This window comes from Enterobacter sp. DNB-S2 (genome assembly GCF_019443845.1).
Classification (GTDB): Bacteria; Pseudomonadota; Gammaproteobacteria; order Enterobacterales; family Enterobacteriaceae; genus Enterobacter; species Enterobacter asburiae_B.
On the sequence record NZ_CP050520.1, the window covers coordinates 1,834,927 to 1,852,166 of the forward strand.

At 58.9% G+C, this 17,240-nt stretch carries 13 protein-coding genes; 6 read left to right on the forward strand and 7 right to left on the reverse strand.

The window, feature by feature from the left end:
* Nucleotides 1-26 precede the first annotated feature (26 nt).
* The 4 genes from HB664_RS08640 to HB664_RS08655 all read right to left on the reverse strand — a co-directional run bounded on the left by HB664_RS08640 (nt 27) and on the right by HB664_RS08655 (nt 4,763).
* Nucleotides 27-2,636, reverse strand: coding sequence for a filamentous hemagglutinin N-terminal domain-containing protein (locus HB664_RS08640; protein ID WP_219940643.1), 2,610 nt, complete (start codon nt 2,634-2,636; stop codon nt 27-29).
* A gap of 404 nt (nt 2,637-3,040) precedes the next feature.
* Nucleotides 3,041-3,694: an oxygen-insensitive NAD(P)H nitroreductase gene (gene nfsB / locus HB664_RS08645; RefSeq protein ID WP_033144849.1), complete on the reverse strand. Its 654-nt coding sequence runs from the start codon at nt 3,692-3,694 to the stop codon at nt 3,041-3,043.
* Between the two features lie 120 nt (nt 3,695-3,814).
* Nucleotides 3,815-4,183, reverse strand: coding sequence for an MmcQ/YjbR family DNA-binding protein (locus HB664_RS08650; protein ID WP_219940645.1), 369 nt, complete (start codon nt 4,181-4,183; stop codon nt 3,815-3,817).
* Nucleotides 4,173-4,763, reverse strand: coding sequence for a TetR/AcrR family transcriptional regulator (locus HB664_RS08655; protein ID WP_039264021.1), 591 nt, complete (start codon nt 4,761-4,763; stop codon nt 4,173-4,175). Before HB664_RS08655 ends, HB664_RS08650 begins: the two co-directional genes overlap by 11 nt.
* Nucleotides 4,764-4,953: 190 nt before the next feature.
* Between HB664_RS08655 and HB664_RS08660 the strand changes: the two genes are divergently transcribed.
* Nucleotides 4,954-6,057: an MBL fold metallo-hydrolase gene (locus HB664_RS08660; protein ID WP_094935784.1), complete on the forward strand. Its 1,104-nt coding sequence runs from the start codon at nt 4,954-4,956 to the stop codon at nt 6,055-6,057.
* 32 nt (nt 6,058-6,089) lie between these two features.
* A complete protein-coding gene (locus HB664_RS08665) occupies nt 6,090-6,431 on the forward strand; it encodes a RamA family antibiotic efflux transcriptional regulator (protein ID WP_029741711.1) in 342 nt (113 codons plus the stop codon).
* A gap of 82 nt (nt 6,432-6,513) precedes the next feature.
* Here the strand turns inward: HB664_RS08665 and HB664_RS08670 are convergent, their stop codons facing one another.
* Nucleotides 6,514-6,762 (reverse strand): DUF1158 domain-containing protein, encoded by a 249-nt coding sequence (locus HB664_RS08670; protein ID WP_013097677.1) that lies wholly within the window; start codon nt 6,760-6,762, stop codon nt 6,514-6,516.
* Nucleotides 6,763-7,240: 478 nt separating this feature from the next.
* On the opposite strand from HB664_RS08670, the gene HB664_RS08675 reads away from it, so the two are divergent.
* The 3 genes from HB664_RS08675 (at nt 7,241) to HB664_RS08685 (ending at nt 14,338) form a co-directional block, all read left to right on the forward strand.
* A complete protein-coding gene (locus tag HB664_RS08675) occupies nt 7,241-9,949 on the forward strand; it encodes a cation-transporting P-type ATPase (protein ID WP_219940646.1) in 2,709 nt (902 codons plus the stop codon).
* A 159-nt stretch (nt 9,950-10,108) separates the two neighbouring features.
* Nucleotides 10,109-11,173 (forward strand): efflux RND transporter periplasmic adaptor subunit, encoded by a 1,065-nt coding sequence (locus tag HB664_RS08680; protein WP_202761332.1) that lies wholly within the window; start codon nt 10,109-10,111, stop codon nt 11,171-11,173.
* 9 nt (nt 11,174-11,182) lie between these two features.
* Complete coding sequence (locus tag HB664_RS08685; RefSeq protein WP_219940647.1) at nt 11,183-14,338, forward strand: efflux RND transporter permease subunit; 3,156 nt, start codon at nt 11,183-11,185, stop codon at nt 14,336-14,338.
* Here the strand turns inward: HB664_RS08685 and HB664_RS08690 are convergent.
* On the reverse strand, nt 14,268-15,389 hold the full coding sequence (locus tag HB664_RS08690; protein WP_029741715.1) for a YbdK family carboxylate-amine ligase: 1,122 nt from the start codon (nt 15,387-15,389) through the stop codon (nt 14,268-14,270). The two genes, HB664_RS08685 and HB664_RS08690, sit on opposite strands and share 71 nt — an antisense overlap.
* A 105-nt stretch (nt 15,390-15,494) precedes the next feature.
* Here HB664_RS08690 and HB664_RS08695 point away from each other — a divergent pair, with 105 nt between their 5' ends.
* On the forward strand, nt 15,495-16,385 hold the full coding sequence (locus HB664_RS08695; protein WP_219940648.1) for an oxidoreductase: 891 nt from the start codon (nt 15,495-15,497) through the stop codon (nt 16,383-16,385).
* Here HB664_RS08695 and HB664_RS08700 read toward each other — a convergent pair.
* A complete protein-coding gene (locus HB664_RS08700) occupies nt 16,382-17,176 on the reverse strand; it encodes a helix-turn-helix domain-containing protein (protein WP_064673600.1) in 795 nt (264 codons plus the stop codon). The genes HB664_RS08695 and HB664_RS08700 overlap by 4 nt on opposite strands.
* Nucleotides 17,177-17,240: the final 64 nt, after the last annotated feature.

Here is a 17,240-nt window from a genome sequence, read left to right on the forward strand (position 1 = left end):
ATGGGGCTTTGGTTTATTTCAAACGATTACGCGGTATAAATGGAGTAGCCGCCTGGGTAATAAACGATATCCTGAATGGGATACCCGTAATACAGATCGCCCGGATAATAGACAACGCCGTTTTCCCAAACGCCATTACCTTCAGGTGTACCGTTTGGCTTAACGGTGGTATTTCCACTGTTATTCGCCGTGGTATCTGAATCTGGGTTGGTATTATTGTTATCAGCAGTGTTACTACCGTTGTCTTGATTTGCTGTACCGGTCTCGTTAATAACACCCATGTTATTGACGTAACCCATGGTGTACACGCGATCGCCGGTAATATTACCGCTGGCTTCGTTGTTAATGCCGTTAGCCGTGTTCAGCGTAATACCGCTTGCACTGGTGATGTTACCGCTGTTGGTCAGGTAGTTGCTGACCAGGGTAATACCGTTATCAGCAGACAGCGTACCGCCGTTGATGAGGGTTACGCGGTCCATCTGTGCGTTCAGGGTATTACCCGCCACAATCGTGCCGTAGTTATACGCGGTGCTTTGAGACCAGCCGTAGCTGCCCATTACGTCGAGATTAATGTCATGCGCCGCGCGGATGTCACCGCTGTTGTCCAGATTGTTCATGACAAACAGCATGGCATCAGAACCCGCGTTGATCTGGCTGCCTGCATCGGTCATCAGATAAGAGGCGGTAATGTTGATGTTATGGTCTGCGACGAGCGTACCGTTGCCCCGGTTTTCCAGGCTAGTGGTGTTCAGGTTGATATCATTCTTGCTGACGATCGAGCCGCTGTTGGACAGGTCTGCCAGCTGAAGATCCATCTGATTAGCGGTAATGTCACCGCTGTTGTCGAACTGACTGCTGTTCATCTGCAGCGCCAGGCGACCGCCGGCCGCGATGGAACCGCTGTTCTGCGCCGGGCCGCCATAGTTATTCCAGCCATTAGAACCGATGGTTAACATCATATCCTGACCCGCTTTAAGGGTTCCGGCGTTCTGGAACGTACCGGTCACGGTCATGTCGATATTGCCGCCTGCTTCCATCTTACTGGCAAGGTCAGAATAGTAGGACGTGCCGTACATAAAGAGGTCTTTTTCGGCTGCGATGGTGCCGGACATATTATCCAGCGCGCCATTGATTGAAACAGAGCCGTCACTGTGGATTGATCCATTGCGGTTAGAGAGCATGTTGTTGCCGCTCACCTGAAGCTGGCTGTCAGATCCCAGAGACTGAATCACACCGTTATCGTTGTTCAGCATGGAGGCGCTAATCATGTTCCAGCCGTTCCCGGCGGAAATGAGACCGTTGTCGTTTGTCAGCGTGTCGACATTGACGCTCATCGCACCGTTGGTTTCTACGCGGCCAGCGGAGTTGTTCAGGCTGGCAGCGTCAACGCTGAGGGCACCCTTAGCAACAATGCGGCCATGGGTGTTATTCACGCCTTGCGCGTTGTAATTCCAGGAGGCGCGGCCGATCGTCAAATCGCCATTGCTGAGAATTTCACCGTCGCTGTTGTCCAGCGAGTCAGCGGTAATAAAGGTATTCTGGCTGCCCTGAATGGAACCATGGCTGTTAACGGTATTTTTGCCGGAAACATTCACCATCGCAGCTTTAATGACGCCGTTAGTGTTGTCCAGCGTGTTGTCTGCGGTAACGGACACCATACCCTCAGAGGTAATCTGACCGTTATGGTTCAGGACATCACTTCCCATCACGGTAACTGAATTTTTACCGCTGATACGTCCGCCGTTGTTTTCGACCACACCCTCAACGTTGATTGACAGCGTGTCGGATGCCGTCAGGTCAGAACGATCGATATGCACGCCAACGCCGGCGTCAGTGCCTTCCATATAGATTTTATTCGCGTACATGGAGCCCAGCGCAGACACATCCAGCGCTACGTCTGGGGCATTGCTGCTGTCATACTTCTTCTGCACACGGCCATATTTATCAATGTGGTTATTACCCGTGACGATATTCAGTTCGTTAGCCTGAAGTTTCGCATTGACCTTCACTGAACGGGCAATAATGTCGGTGTACTGCGTAGAACGAGTATCCATCCCTTTACCGGTGATGGTCACCTGACCTTTGCTCACATCCAGACCGCTAACATTACCCTTGTTATCGTAGGTGGCAGTACCGGTGGTCAGCGTAGCGTGGTTGGTATTGATAAAGCCGCAGCCGTCACAGGTAATGCCTGATGGGTTGGCGATAATCACCTGCGCGGACTGGCCCGCCACTTCGACCATGCCGTTCAGCTGGCTCGGATCGGATGAACGCACTTCGTTCAGGATCACTTTAGCGCTGCCGCCGGCCATATTCGCGTTGCCATTGATCTGGCCTGCTAATTGGGTGTTGGTTGCTGTGCCGCTGTTATTCAGGATCACGCCGTTGCTGTCGACGTTAAATTCGGAATAAACGTTATGGGAAACCCCACCCGCGCTCGCCTTGTTGATATCAACGATGGTTGCGCCACTTGCATCCGTATGAATGGCCGGTTTATCGGTATTACCTGCCACGATGGCAGCCTGAGCTGGCATAATCATGCCCAGCGCAAGCATGGTCGCAAAGCAGGTCGGCGCCAGTTTGGCGTGCAATACCTTTGAATTAGCCTTTGTGCTCACTGCACTTTTATTTTTCATATATCTATCCTTGTAATTCCTTGAAAAAGTGTTCCCATTTCTCTTCATGCGAAATGGACGCACATAAAAACATGCAGAACCTCGATTCCAAAAATAGACATGTAACAATTCATACAAAATGTGCATTAATTAATGCGGTACCAGAAGGGACTAATTAACGTGAGCGTGACAAAAAATAAATGGATATATTTTTGAGAGTTATTGATTGGGGTGATGAGAGGCTATAACTGGTTGATATCACATAGAAGAACGTAATTATTAATTATTAAATTGTATGCGAAATTTCCGATATAGGTATTTCTATGCTGTTACAAATAATTTGCCTGCTAACGGATGCATTTATACACAACGGGAGTATGCGGTATTGAAAACAGGCACGCCGGAACCCAGCGTGCCAGAGAAGATCAGCACTCAGTTACAATCGTGCTCAGCGGCAGGCGAGACTTCGGCAGCGTGGCGTTGAAATCTTCCACGCTGTGGTGCCCAACCGGTACTACCACCAGGCTGGTAAAGCCTTTCTCTTTCAGGCCAAACTCTTCGTCGAGAATAGCGGCGTCGAAACCTTCAATCGGTACCGCGTCCAGGCCCATCGCGCCTACGCCCAGCAGGAAGTTGCCGACGTTCAGGTAAACCTGCTTCGCCATCCACTGGTCGTCATCTTTCAGATCCACGCGGTGCATGTCGGCGAAGAAGGTGCGGCCCTTGTGGTTTGCGGCTTTGGCTTCCGGCGTGTTGAAACGGCCATCGGCCTCTTCCTGATCCACGACGCGCTCCAGCCAGGCGTCATCCAGCGCGGTTTTCGCGCAGAACACCACCACGTGAGAAGCATCCAGCATTTTGCGTTCGTTGAACACATAGGTGCCCGCGGCGGATTTCGCCACGCGCGCTTTTCCTTCCTCGGTGCTGGCCACAATGAAGTGCCACGGCTGGGAGTTGGTGCTGGACGGGCTGTACTGCAGCAGGGTTTTGATTTTTTCCGCTTCTTCCGCGGTCAGTTTTTTGCTTGGGTCGAACGCCTTGGTCGAGTGGCGTTTCAGGGCGACAGAAATGATATCCATAACAACTCCTGGTGATGAAATTCGCCCGCTCGCGGGCGCGAAAGGAAAGCAGATTACAGCGGGACGCGGAAAAAGATAAGTGCAATTCGAGCGCTTAATCTGTTCGTCTCAGACGAACAATCAGACCGGACGGATCCACTTCTGGTCTTTTTTCGGCAGCTTATCCACTACCAGATTCCAGGAGTCACGGATGAGGTCGGTAACCAGTTCCGGCGTCACGTCGTCGTTGCCGTAAAGGGAGATCCAGTGCTTTTTACTCAGATGGTAGCCTGGCTCGATCCCGCGATAGATCTGCTGATTTAACAGTGATTTCTCCGGGTCTGACTTCAGGCTGACGTGCGCTCGCCCGTGCGCGACCGCAACGATCATGAAAATCTTTCCGCCCACTTTAAACACGTCAAACTCCGGACCAAACGGCCAGCAGTGTTCGGTGAAGGGCAACTCAAGGGCCACGCGCATTGCGTGCTCCTGCAAGGATTTACTGTCCATCGCTCTCTTCCTGGGCCAGCCCGCGCCACATCACTTCAAAACCGAGCGCTTTAAAATCAACGGCGCGGGAAGGGTCGCGAGTGGCAAATTCCATCGTGGATTCGGCCAGCGATAAGAAAAGCGCATCGCCAAAGGTTTTAAATTCATCTGACATAAACACCTGACGCACCGAGCGGCGGCACAGCTCATGGAGTTCCGGGAACATCTCTTTCACCGCCTGTTCGGTTTCGGCGCTCAGCTTTTCACTGACGCCAATCTGGCGGATAGCCGCATGAGAAACGGGGTTACGAATACCCCAGTCCACGTAGCTGTTCCAGATATTGCGGGTATGTTCTTTGGGAAGCGTGATGGTGCGATCGAGGTTTGCCAGCATGGCCTGGCAGAGATCCTGCTTCAGATGCAGATAGAGGGCATTCAGCAGATCGTCTTTAGTGGGAAAGTAGCGAAACAGGGTCCCTTCGGCGACGCCCGCATTACGGGCGATTAACGACGTTGAGGCGGCAATACCTGACTGTGCGAACGCCACCGTTGCGGCTTCCAGTAAGGCCTGTTTTTTATCTTCACTCTTCGGACGTGCCACTAAATTTTCCCCCCTGTCAATTATAAAAACCCTGATTGAAACACGTGCTTTGACACGCTGCAACGCGGAATGTCAAAGATCGAAAACGTCTTGACGACTTTATCATCATATCTATAATGAGTGCTTACTCACTCATAATCAAGTTTACCCCGCGCAAACTATCGGATGGGGCGCGTTTTCGGGTCTGGATATGAAAAAACCTCTCTTCATCTGCGTGGTGTTAATCATGATTATTGCTTCAGCTGCGAGTTTACCGTTTGTTCTGAATGCCGGATTCGGCCAGCCGCCGCAGGGTGAGCAGCTCACTGAAGTGGAGGCCTCTCCCCAGTATCGCGACGGGAAATTCCACAACACGCTGCCGACGCCGGGCTATAACGGCGACAAAAACATGCTGGTCGCGACGTGGGATTTTCTGACCAAAAAAACCGAAAACGCGCGCCCGGCCCAGCCGCTGCCGCTGGTGAAAACCGATCTTGCGAGCCTGCCGCTTGAGGAGAACACCCTGGTGTGGCTCGGCCACTCCTCGTGGTACCTGCAGCTCGCGGGCAAACGCATCCTGATCGACCCGGTGCTCGGCAACTATGCCGCGCCGTTCTCGTTTCTGAATAAAGCCTTTGCCGGGGAATATCCGTGGCGCGCTGAAAGCATGCCGGAAATCGACCTGCTGATTATCTCGCACGATCACTACGATCATCTGGATTACGCCACCATCCGGGCGCTACTGCCGAAGGTGAAGCGCGTGGTGACGCCGCTGGGCGTGGGATCCCATCTGCGCTACTGGGGGATGAAGCCTGAGATTATTGACGAACGCGACTGGAACCAGTCAGTACGCATCAGCGATGAACTGACGGTGCATGTTCTGCCGGCGCGTCACTTCTCCGGGCGCGGCATCAAGCGCGATCGAACCCTGTGGGGCAGCTTTATGTTCGTCACGCCAGATCGGAAAGTTTATTACAGCGGGGACTCCGGCTACGGCCCGCACTTTAAGGCCATCGGCGAGCAGTTTGATGGCGTGGATGTCGCCATCATGGAAAACGGCCAGTACGACCAGGACTGGAAGTACATCCACATGCTGCCGGAGGAAACGGCGCAGGCCTCGGTGGATCTGAACGCGAAAGCCGTAGTGCCCGGGCATAACGGGCGCTTCGTGCTGGCGAAACATACGTGGAACGATCCGCTGATCCAGCTGGCTAAAGCCAGCAAGGATAAAAACTATCGGCTACTGACACCGGCGCTGGGCGAGCCCGTGCGGGTGAATGACGCCACGCAAACCTTTCGCGCGTGGTGGGAATAATGTTTAAGCGAGAAGCAGAGGGGGACAGCAGCATGACCATTTCCGCTCAAGTCATCGACACTATCGTCGAATGGATCGACGACAATCTGCACCAGCCATTACGTATAGAAGAGATTGCCCGCCACGCGGGCTACTCGAAGTGGCACCTGCAGCGGTTGTTTATGCAGTACAAAGGGGAGAGCCTGGGGCGTTATATCCGTGAGCGCAAGCTGCTGCTGGCGGCGCGCGATCTGCGTGAATCCGACGCTCGGGTGTACGACATCTGCCTGCGTTACGGGTTTGACTCGCAGCAGACGTTTACCCGTATCTTCACCCGCACGTTCAACCAGCCGCCTGGTGCGTACCGCAAGGAGAACCACAGTCAGGCGCACTGAGCTGTTTTCCGCCCTGGCGGGTCACAAAAATTGCCATCACAGGCCGGGTAAGGCGAAGTCGCCACCCGGCTTTTTTATTGGCTTACGACGCCAGTGAAAACCAGCGGCGCCAGACGAAACGCAGCACGAAGAATTCGATGGCACCCAGCAGTAAAAACCACACGCAGAACAAAATGGTGTAAAGCTGGTTCAGATCGACCATGTGAAAGGTCTGAACCAGCTTCTGCGCCAGCACCAGACCCAGCGACGGCGCGGGCAACAGCAGACAGGAGAGCAGGGCCAGCAATAAAATGCCGCCTGCCGTAAGCAGCGATTCTAACGGGTGTTTCATCGTAATGTTAATCGTCAGTTAAAAATGTCATTGTCCGGCATCCTGTAACGTAAAGCAATATCAGCGACTAAGACGTTATTGAATAAAAACCAAGATATTATTTGGGGAATAAATAACAAAATACGACCCGGCATTTATATTAATATCGCGTTATGTAAATAAATGTCTTTGTCAGGAAAATAATTTTACAAATGTATAAGTGCTATAACCAATTAACGTGGCAATAACAATGGCCGCGATAACGTATAACACCAGTCGGCGTCCGCGATAAATACCCCACATGGTTCCCCCTCGTTTAGTGTTGGTTTAGAAATATTTTGTAAAAATCAGGCCATCGAAATAGTTTTAATCAGTTTTGAATAACCGAGAAGTCATTATATTGCGGTAGATCAATTTTACCCGCAAGACTTAAAAATGAATTTATTTAGCCAGAAAGGAATTCAGGCTTCTGTTCACCGGATATTGAAGGAAAAATACGATGACCGAAAAAAAAGTGTCCCCAAACGTGCCGCCTTCCGGCGGGCTGGCATACCAGCAGACCGTAGAGCAGGTGCTCACCCACACGCAGAGCCAGGCCAGCGGTCTGGATCGTGCAGAGGCGCAGGCGCGTCTGCAAAAAACAGGGCCGAACGCGCTGCCGGAGAAAAAAGGCAAACCCGCCTGGCTGCGTTTCCTGGCCCATTTTAATGATGTGCTGATTTATGTCCTGCTGGCCGCCGCCGTATTAACAGCAATAATGGGCCACTGGGTTGATACGCTGGTAATTCTGGGCGTGGCGGTAATCAATGCTTTAATTGGCCATATTCAGGAAAGCAACGCGGAAAAATCCCTGAAGAGTATTCGCAATATGCTCTCCAGCGAGGCGCGCGTTATTCGTAACGGCAATCACGAAACTCTACCCACAACTGAAATAGTCCCGGGCGATATTATTGTATTACGCGCGGGAGATCGTATTCCGGCGGATATGCGTTTAATCGAAGCGCATAATTTACGCGTGGAAGAGGCGATTCTGACCGGTGAATCCACCGTGGTGGATAAACATATTAATCCGCTGAGCGGCGAACTGCCGCTGGGCGATCGCACCAATATGGTCTTCTCCGGGACGACCGTAAGCGCGGGCGGCGGCGTCGGCGTGGTCACCGCGACCGGTAAGGATACGGAACTCGGCCACATCAACCAGATGATGGCGGGTATCGAAAAGCACCGCACGCCGCTGCTGGTTCAGATGGACAAGCTGGGTAAAGCGATCTTCGCGATTATTCTGGCGATGATGGCCGCGCTGTTTGTCTTCAGCCTGGTGTTCCGCGAGATCCCGATGGGCGAACTGCTGCTCTCCCTGATTAGCCTGGCGGTGGCCTCCGTGCCGGAAGGTCTGCCGGCGATTATCTCCATCATCCTCTCGCTGGGCGTGCAGGCGATGGCGCGCAAGCGGGCGATTATCCGCAAGCTGCCGACGGTGGAAACGCTCGGCGCGATGACCGTGGTCTGTTCGGATAAAACCGGCACCCTGACCATGAACGAGATGACGGTTAAAGCCATTATCACCGCTGACGCCTGCTACCACGTGGACGGCAACAGCTACGAGCCGGTGGGCAACATCTACCTGGAAGGCAGCGATGAGCCGGTCCACATCCAGCCGGGCACCGTGCTGGAGCACTACCTGCGCACCATCGACCTGTGTAACGACAGCCAGCTGATCCAGGACGAGCGCGGCCTGTGGGGCATCACCGGTGGCCCAACCGAGGGCGCGCTGAAGGTGCTGGCGGCGAAGGCCAGCCTTGAGCCGGTCATGACCACGCTGGTTAACAAGATCCCGTTCGACTCGCAGTACAAGTACATGAGCACCCACTACCAGATTGGCGGTGAGGAGCAGATCCTGATCACCGGCGCGCCGGACGTCATTTTCGCCCTGTGCGCGCAGCAGCAGACCCGCAACGGTGCGGAAGCCTTCAACCGCGCGTACTGGGAAAGCGAGATGGAGCGCTATGCGCGTCAGGGGCTGCGCATGGTCGCCGCGGCGTTCAAGCCGGCGAACGGCGAGCAGGAACTGACGCACGATGACCTGAGCCACGGCCTGATCTTCCTCGGCATCGCCGGGATGATGGATCCGCCGCGTCCGGAAGCCATTGATGCGATTAACGCCTGCCAGCAGGCGGGGATCCGCGTGAAGATGATCACCGGGGATCACCCGCAGACGGCGATGAGCATCGGCGAGATGCTGGGGATCGCCAACAGCGAGCAGGCGGTCACCGGCTACGAGCTGGAGAAAATAGACGACGCCGCGCTGGCGGAAGCGGCGGTGAAGTATGACATCTTCGCCCGTACCAGCCCGGAGCATAAGCTGCGCCTGGTGAAAGCGCTGCAGGACAAGGGTGAAATCGTCGGCATGACCGGCGACGGCGTGAACGACGCCCCGGCGCTGCGTCAGGCTGACGTCGGCATCGCGATGGGCATCAAGGGCACGGAAGTGACCAAAGAGGCGGCGGACATGGTCCTGACGGACGATAACTTCGCCACCATCGCCAGCGCGGTGAAAGAGGGGCGTCGCGTTTACGACAACCTGAAGAAGACGATTCTGTTCATCATGCCGACCAACCTCGCGCAGGGGCTGCTGATTGTGATTGCGCTGCTGGCGGGGAACATCATTCCGCTGACGCCGGTGCTGATCCTGTGGATGAACATGGCCACCTCCGCCACGCTCTCCTTCGGCCTGGCCTTCGAAGCCGCCGAGCGCAACATCATGCGTCGTCCGCCGCGTCAGACCGGGCAGCACGTGATGGACGCCTACGCCGTGTGGCGCGTGGCCTTCGTCGGCACCATGATTGCCATCGCCGCCTTTGCGCTGGAAGCCTGGCTGGCCCCGCGCGGCCACAGCGCGGAGTTCATCCGCACCGTGCTGCTGCAGATGCTGGTCTGCGCCCAGTGGGTGTACATGATTAACTGCCGCAACACCGAAGGGTTCTCCCTGAACCGCGGCCTGCTGGCGAACAAAGGGATCTGGCTGGTGACGGGCGTGCTGTTCCTGCTCCAGGCGGCGATTATCTACCTGCCGTTGATGCAGATGCTGTTCGGCACCGAAGCCCTGCCGCTGCGCTACTGGTTTGTGACCCTGGCGGTAGCGGGCGTGATGTTCTTCGTCGTCGAAATCGAGAAGCGACTGACCCGCAGGTTCCGTAAGGCTGCATAACCAAAACCTTACCCCTCACCCTATCCCTCTCCCCTAAGGGGAGAGGGGACCGCCCGGTTTTCTCCCTCTGCTCTGAGGTGAAGGGGCTGCTCGGTTTTCTCCCTCGCCCCTTTGGGGAGAGGGCCGGGGTGAGGGGAGAAACAACGCTGAGGTACTCCCATGAAACTCCCACTCCTGTTCGCGCTCCTCGCCTGCACCCTGCAACCCGTATTCGCTGCCGCCATCCCCGTTCGCGTCGCCACCGTGGAGCAGACCGCCCACGCCGCCGAGCGCCAGATCCCGGGCCGCATCGAAGCCATCCACACCGTTGAGCTGCGCGCGCGTACCGAAGGCGCGATCGCCAAAATCCACTTCCGCGACGGGCAGTACGTGAAAAAAGGCGACCTGCTGTTCGAGCTGGACGACGCCGAGCCGCGCGCCGCCCTTCGTCTGGCGCAGGCTGAGGTGAGAAGCGCTGAAGCCACGCTGCGCCAGGCGCAGCAGCAGCTTTCCCGCTTTGAAAGCCTGGGCAGCAGCAACGCCATCAGCCGTCACGACGTGGACAACGCCCGCATGCAAAGGGACGTGGCGAGCGCGGCGCTGGAGCAGGCGAAAGCCCGGCTCGAAACCCGTAATGTCACCCTGAACTACACCCGCATCACCTCGCCGATCGACGGTCGCGTGGGGCACAGCCGGTTCCACGTCGGCAGCCTGGTCAACCCTGCCAGCGGCGTGCTGGTGGAGGTGGTGCAGCTCGATCCCATCCGCATCGCCTTTGCGCTGGAAGAGGGCGCGTTTGCCACCAAAGCCGGACAGCATGCGGATATCAGCGCCATGAAGCAGGCCTGGCAGGCGTTCATAGACAGCAACGGCCAGCGCGTCAGCGGTGAGCTGACGTCCGTGGACAACCGCATCGATCCGCGCACCGCCAGCGTGATGCTGCGCGCCGAGTTTGCCAACCCGCGCCATCAGCTGCTGCCCGGCGGCAGCGTGAACGTGACGCTGCGCCCGGCCAGCGAGCAGCCGGTTCTGACCCTGCCCGCCGCGGCGGTCCAGCAGAACGGCGACGGGTTCTTTGCCTGGGTGGTTAACGCCGACGGCAAAGCCGAAATGCGCCCGCTGAAGGTCGCCGGACAGATCGGCCAGCAGTTCCGGATTACCTCCGGCGTGAAGCCCGGTGAGCGAGCGATTACTGACGGCGCGCAGCGCGTGCAGCCCGGCGCGGCCGTCCAGATACTGAATTAAGGAGCCATCATGCTGACGTTTTTCATCAAACGCCCGCGCTTCGCGATGGTGATTGCGCTGGTCATCACCCTGCTGGGGGCCATTGCGCTGAGGATTATCCCGGTGGAGCAGTACCCGCAGATCGCGCCGCCGGTGGTGAATGTGTCTGCCAGCTGGCCGGGCGCCAGCTCGGCTGACGTGGCGGAGGCTATCGCCACGCCGCTGGAGACGCAGCTGAACGGCGTGGATCACATGCTCTACATGGAGTCCACCAGCTCGGACGAAGGCACGTATAGCCTGAACATTACCTTCGCGGCGGGCACCGATCCGGACCTCGCCGCCATCGACGTGCAAAACCGCGTTTCGCAGGCCGTGGCGCAGCTCCCGACCGAAGCGCAGCAAAACGGCGTGCAGGTGCGCAAGCGCGCCACCAACCTGATGATGGGGGTAAGTCTTTACTCACCGGACAACACCCACACGGCGCTGTTTGTGAGTAACTACGCCAGCACCCAGGTGCGCGAGGCGCTGTCGCGTCTGCCGGGCGTCGGGCAGGTGCAGATGTTTGGCGCGCGCGACTACAGCATGCGCATCTGGCTGCGTCCGGACCGCATGAACGCCCTGAACGTCACCACCGACGACGTGGCGCAGGCGCTGCGCGAGCAGAACGTGCAGGGTGCGGCAGGCCAGGTCGGCACGCCGCCGGTGTTTAACGGCCAGAAGCAGACCCTGACCATCAACGGCCTGGGGCGCTTAAGCCAGGCCGAAGACTTTGCCGACATTATCATCCGCGCGGGCGAGATGGGCCAGCTGGTGCGCCTGAAGGACGTCGCCACCATTGAGCTCGGCTCGCGCAGCTACAGCTCCGGCGCGCAGCTGAACGGGCACGACTCCGCCTATCTCGGCATCTACCCGACGCCGTCCGCCAACGCCCTGCGCGTGGCCGACGCGGTGCGCGCGGAGCTGGAACGGTTGTCCACACGCTTCCCGGACGATCTGGTCTACGAGGTGAAATTCGACACCACCTCCTTTGTGGCCGCCACCATTAAAGAGATCGGCGTCTCGCTGGCGCTGACGATGCTGGCGGTGGTGGTCGTGGTGTCCCTGTTCCTGCAAAGCTGGCGCGCGACGCTGATTGTCGCGCTCGCCATTCCGGTATCGCTGGTGGGCACCTTCGCGGTGCTCTACACGCTCGGCTACTCCGCCAACACGCTCAGCCTGTTCGCCATTATTCTGGCGCTGACCATGGTGGTGGATGACGCCATCGTGGTGGTGGAGAGCGTCGAAACGCTGATGGCGGAAGGGCAGAGCCGCACGGCGGCGACCGCGCTGGCGCTGCGCCAGATCGCCGGGCCGGTCATCGCCACGACGCTGGTGCTGCTGGCGGTGTTTGTGCCGGTGGCGCTCCTGCCGGGGATTGTCGGCGAGCTGTACCGCCAGTTTGCGGTGACGCTCTCGACGGCCGTCACGCTCTCAAGCCTCGTGGCGCTGACCCTGACGCCCGCCCTGTGCGCGATGCTGCTGCGTCCGCGCCCGTCGCAGCCCGCGGCAATTTTCCGTGGGTTCAACCGGGGGCTGGAGGCCACGCGTGGCGTCTACACCCGCATCGTGACCATCTTCAACCTTCGCCCGTGGCTGGCGCTGCTGGCCACCGCAGGCGCGGCGGCCGTGGTGGCGTTCGGCTTTACGTCGATGCCAAAAGGCTTCCTGCCGCAGGAGGACCAGGGCTACTTCTTCGCCAGCGTTCAGCTGCCGGAAGCGGCTTCGCTGGAGCGCACCGAAGCGGTGATGACCACCGCGCGGGAGCTGATCGCCCAAAATCCGGCGGTGGAAGACGTGATTCAGGTCTCCGGGTTTAACATCCTCAACGGCACCAGCGCCTCCAACGGCGGGTTTATCTCCATCATGCTCAAAGACTGGAGCGAGCGTCCGCCGCTGGATGAGGTGATGGGTACCCTTCAGCGCCAGCTGCTGGCCCTGCCGGAGGCGACCATCATGACCTTCGCGCCGCCGACGCTGCCGGGGCTGGGCAACGCCTCGGGCTTCGACCTGCGTATCCAGTCTCAGGCGGGGCAGAGCCCGGCGGAGCTGGAGCGCGTCACCCGCGAGGTGCTGATGAAAGCCAACCAGCACCCGCAGCTGAGCCGCGTGTTCACCACCTGGAGCAGCAACGTGCCGCAGCTGACGCTGACCGTTGACCGCGAGCGCGCCGCCCGCCTCGACGTGCCGGTATCGCGCATCTTTAGCAGCCTGCAAACCGCCTTTGGCGGCACCCGCGCCGGGGATTTCAGCATCAACAACCGCGTCTACCACGTGGTGATGCAGAACGAGATGCAGTGGCGCGAGCGCGCCGAGCAGATCGGCGAGCTGTTCGTGCGCAGCAACAGCGGCGAGCGGGTGCGCCTGAGCAACCTCGTCACCATCACGCCGACCGTCGGGGCGCCGTTCCTGCAGCAGTACAACCAGTTCCCGTCCGTGTCGGTGAGCGGCTCGGCAGCGGCTGGAGTGAGCAGCAGCACCGCCATGGCGGCGATGGGCGAGATTTTGGCGCAGAGCCTGCCAGCCGGCTACGACTACGCCTGGAGCGGCATGTCGTACCAGGAGCAGCAGACCGGCAATCAGGCGATGTGGATCGTGCTGGCGGCGGTGGTGATGGCGTGGCTGTTCCTCGTCGCCCAGTACGAGAGCTGGACGCTCCCGGCGAGCGTGATGCTCTCGGTGCTGTTCGCCCTCGGTGGGGCGCTGGTCTGGCTGTGGCTGGCGGGCTACGCCAACGACGTGTACGTGCAGATTGGTCTGGTATTGCTGATCGCGTTAGCGGCCAAGAACGCGATTCTTATCGTCGAGTTCGCCCGCGCGCGGCGTATGGACGGAATGGCGATTGTCGATGCCGCGCGGGAAGGGGCCTCGCGCCGCTTCCGCGCGGTGATGATGACCGCCGTGTCGTTCATTATCGGCGTTTTGCCGATGATGCTGGCGACCGGGGCGGGGGCCCAGAGCCGCCGCATCATCGGCACCACGGTCTTCAGCGGCATGCTGGTGGCGACCGTGGTGGGGATTGTGTTTATCCCCGCGCTGTTCGTGCTGTTCCAGCGCCTGCGGGAGTGGGGGCACGGCCTTACGGACTCGTCGCCCACAGCTCGCAGTGCTTCTGAACCAGAGAAATCAGCGAGCCGCCGTCGGCGATAAACTCCCGCATGCGCTGCGCCTCGCTCTTGCCCTGCTTTAACAGCAGGGCAATTTCATTGATTGCGCTCGTCGCGCCGAGCTTCTCGGCCGACGGCGCAACCTGCTCAAGCAGCCACGCAATGTCTTCCGCCACGGTTTTGTGCTCGCCGGTATGCACGTCCGTCAGGATCCCTTCCAGCCCGTAGCGACAGGCCTGAAAACGGTTAAAGCGGTACAGCAGAAAATCTTTTTCCTGATGCTTATAGGGCCGCGCGGTCAGCAGCCAGTGCGACGTCGCCTGAATAAGCCCGGCGATGTTAATCGCGTGGCCGAGCGTCAGCGGCGTATCCATCACCCGCACCTCAACGGTGCCGAAATGCGGGCTGGGGCGAATATCCCAGTGCAGATCCTTAATGCTGTCGATCATGCTGGTCGAACTCAGGCGGCGGAACAGCCCCTCGAACTCCTGCCAGCTGTTGACCCACGGCATCTGGCCGTTATCCGGGAACCCCGAGAAGATGTTGAGCCGCGACGAGGAGAACTTCGTGTCCGTGCCCTGCATGTACGGCGAGGCGGCCGCCAGGGCGATAAAGTGCGGTACGAATCGCGACAGGCCGTGCAGCAGGTAAATCGCGTCGTCCCCGGTCCGGCAGCCGACGTGCACGTGCTGGCCGAACACCGTCGCCTGCAAAATCAGGTAGCCAAAGCGCTCCAGCGTGACGTTATAGCGCTCGTCGTCGCACACCTCCTGCCGCTGCCACTTCTGGAACGGGTGCGTCCCGCCGCCGCAGATCTGGATATGCTGCTCCGCCGCCGCGCGCAGGATGCTCTGCTGCATCACCGAGAACTGCGCCGCCGCCTGGTCGATGTTCTGGCATACGCCGGTGGCGATTTCGAGCATGCTTTCGGTGATATCGTGTTTGACCTCGCCGCCTTTGATGTCGTCTTTGACGGCGGCGATGAGCGCGGAGGAGTCCTGGCTCAGATCGTAGCCCGGCGGGTTAACCACCTGCAGTTCGAGTTCGATGCCGAGGGTGAAAGGTTCAGAGGACTTAAAATCGGGTAAAGGCATGGCGCGCTCCGTTGTCTGTTGTGTGTTGAGTATAGACAACGACGTGGCGCTCACTTTTCAGGGTGGTATAACTGTTAGCAGGCTTAGCGAAAAGGGGAGTTAACCATGTCTGACAATCCAGTGATTGCGCTGATTGGGCCTGGCGCAATTGGTACCACCATCGCCGCGGTGCTGCATGACGTTGGCCGCACGCCGCTGCTGTGCGGACGCACCGCGCACGCGGAATTACGCCTGCGCCACGACGAGGGTGAAACCGTGGTACCCGGTCCGGTATTAACCGATCCGGCCGTCATCAGGCAGCCAGTGGATCTGGTTTTCATCGCAGTGAAAACTACCCAGAACGCCGACAGCGCCGGGTGGCTGCGCGCGCTGTGCGATGAAAACACCGTGGTCTGCGCGCTGCAAAATGGCGTAGAGCAAAAAGCCCAGCTTGAGCCGTGGGTTAACGGCGCGACGGTGCTGCCGTCGGTGGTCTGGTTCCCGGCCCAGCGCGAGCCGGATGCCTCCGTCTGGCTGCGCGCCAAACCGCGCCTGACCCTGCCGGACGTGCCGCAGGCGCAGCGGGTGGTGGAGGCGCTTCGCGGTACGCGCTGCGCGGTTGAGCTCTCGACAGATTTCGCCTCCGTCGCCTGGCGCAAGCTGCTACAAAACGCGGTCGCCGGGCTGATGGTGCTTTCTAACCGCCGCGCCGGGATGTTCAGGCGCGAGGATATCAGCGATCTTGCGCTGGCCTACCTGCGCGAGGGGCTTACCGTCGCCCGCGCCGAAGGGGCGAAGCTGGACGATGACGTGGCGCAGGAGATCCTGGCAAACTTTCAGCGTGCGCCTGAAGACCTGGGCACCTCGATCCTGGCCGACCGCCAGGCCAATCGCCCGATGGAGTGGGATATCCGCAACGGCGTGATCCAGCGCTACGGCCGCAAGCACGGGATTGCGGTGCCCATCAGCGACGTGGTGGTGCCGCTGCTGGCGGCGGGGAGCGAGGGGCCGGGCTAACGGCCGCTGTTTTTCCGTTCGGCAAAATAATGGGCGGGCGTGCTGCCCATCGCTTTTCTGAACATGGTGATAAACGCATTCACCGATTCATACCCGAGCGTTGCCGCCACGTTCTGGACGGGCACGCCGCTGGCCAGCTCCCGCAGGGCAATAATCAAATGCAGCTGCTGCCGCCAGCGCCCGAAGCTCAGCCCGGTCTCGCGCTGCATCAGGCGGGCAAACGAGCGCTCGCTGAGGGCGAGCCGTTTCGCCCAGTCCTTCAGGGTGCTTCTGTCCTCAGGACGGCTGACCAGCGCGTCCGCCATGGCGCGAATTTTCGGATCGGTTGAGACCGGCAGGCTTAGCTTCTGCTGCGGCATGCTGGCGAGCTCGTCAAGCGTGACCCGGGTCAATCTGGCGACGTGGCCGTCGGGGGGATAATCCACGCCTTCGCGCGTCAGACGATCGACCAGCTCCTTAATCAGCGGCGAGATCGCCAGCGTGCAGCATCTTTCCGGCAGCGCCGCCGCGCCGGGCTCAATAAACAGATAGTTAAGATGCGCGTTCCAGGTCGCCCTGGCGCTGTGCGGGATACCGCCGGGGATCCAGACGGCGCAGTCCGGCGGCACAATCCAGATATCATTCTCCGCGTAACAGCTGACCGCGCCGTATCGGGCAATAATCAGCTGCCCCTTGCGGTGGGTATGCACCGGCACTTCCGCGGCGTAGTCCACGAAGTCCAGATGACGCGCCACCGCCGGGCTGGCGGTAGAGTCGGGGTCATACAGCGTAGTAGCGGGTTGAGGCTTCACGATTCTGGCAACATTTAGGTATTTTTTGACAGAATAGAGTATTTAAGCGGGTCTGCAAGCCGGT